The sequence below is a fragment of the Marinitenerispora sediminis genome (genome assembly GCF_003336425.1).
GTDB lineage: Bacteria > Actinomycetota > Actinomycetes > Streptosporangiales > Streptosporangiaceae > Marinitenerispora > Marinitenerispora sediminis.
In genome coordinates this window covers 1-1227 of sequence record NZ_QEIO01000313.1, presented here as the reverse complement: position 1 = coordinate 1227, position 1227 = coordinate 1, and the positions used below count along the sequence as shown (strand labels likewise).

Sequence of the window (1227 nt, the reverse complement as noted above, 5' to 3'; positions counted from 1 at the left end):
CCGCGCCGCGGACGGGGGCGCCGTCGGGGTAGTCGACAATGAACTCCCGGACCCCGGCCGGTCCGAACCGCGCCCGGAGGTCGGCGAGGGAGGAGAACTCCACCGGGGCGCCGAGCGCGTCCCCGACGGCTCCTCCCAGTAGGCATCCGCGCACCCGTGACCGAAACTCCATGCCGCCTCCCCCGTCCGCCTGCGCCGTCCGGCTTCCCAGCATCCTGCCGCACCGTCCGGGCGGCCGGTGCACCGGGAGGCGGACGGCCGGCGGGCCGGTGGCCGGTCCCGGCCACACCGGCGGCGGGCCCGCCTGTTCACCGGCCGCCGGCGGCGGCGCCGGGCCACGATGGGGCGGGGCGCGGGGTATCGTCCCGCGCAGCCGACAGGTGGCGCGCCGACCGACGGGGCCGCGCCGCGCGACCGACGGACCGTGCTGAATGGGGTGGATGGTGTATCTGACGCGGACCTTCATCAATCCGCGCCGCCGGGGCGCGACGGCCTTCCTCGACGCCCCGCAGAAGGTGCACGCGGCCGTGCTCCAGTCGTTCCCCACCGATCCGCCCACGAAGGGCAGCGATGGCCCGCGCGTGCTCTGGCGCCTCGACCGCGACGACCCGCGCCGTCCGGTGCTGTGGATCGTGTCGCCGGACCGGCCCGACCTGCACCACGTGGTGGACCCCTACGGCTGGCCGGCGGCCGACTCCCCGTTCGAGTCGCGGGAGTACAAGACGCTGCTGGACGAGCTGGCGGACGGCCAGCGCTGGGCCTTCCGGGTCACGCTGAACCCGGCCAGGGCCCGGTTCGACGAGACTCGCGGGCGCAGCGTGATCACGCCGGTCGTCGACCCCGCCGAGCAGGTCGGGTGGCTGGTCGAGCGGACGCCGAAGTGGGGCTTCGCCGTGCCGCGGACCGAGGGCGCCGGCCCCGCGGTGGAGATCCGCGACGGGCGCCGGCTCCGGTTCCGCCGCGGCCGCGGCCAGCCGCCAGTGACCCTGCACACCGCGATGTTCCAGGGCCTGCTGGAGGTGACCGACGCGGAGCGGCTCCGCCAGGCGATGACCAGCGGCGTCGGACGCGCCCGCGGCTACGGGTGCGGTCTGCTCAGCCTGACCCGCGTGCGCTGAGCGCCGGGGGCCGTGCCGGCCCGTGCCGAGCCGCCGCCGCTCCCCCGCTCCCGCCGCACCGCGCACGTGGCGGCCGGGCGGGCGCCCGCCGGTCGTGGATGCGGCTGAC

General features: G+C 77.5%; 2 protein-coding genes. One reads left to right on the top strand and one right to left on the bottom strand.

All coding sequences use genetic code 11. The annotated features are described in order from the left end of the window. Positions 1-172 (bottom strand): ADP-ribosylglycohydrolase family protein (locus DEF28_RS26540; protein WP_233515560.1); only part of this gene is annotated, 172 nt, incomplete at its 3' end. 268 nt (positions 173-440) lie between these two features. Between DEF28_RS26540 and cas6e the strand changes: the two genes are divergently transcribed. Next, the gene (gene cas6e / locus DEF28_RS26535) at positions 441-1118 is read left to right on the top strand and encodes a type I-E CRISPR-associated protein Cas6/Cse3/CasE (protein ID WP_199493574.1); all 678 of its coding nucleotides are present in this window, start codon (positions 441-443) and stop codon (positions 1116-1118) included. The last annotated feature ends 109 nt before the right edge of the window (positions 1119-1227 follow it).

Excerpts from the sequence above, each read along its gene's own strand:
- cas6e (WP_199493574.1), top strand. The coding sequence starts at position 441 with ATGGTGTATCTGACGCGGACCTTCATCAATCCGCGCCGCCGGGGCGCG.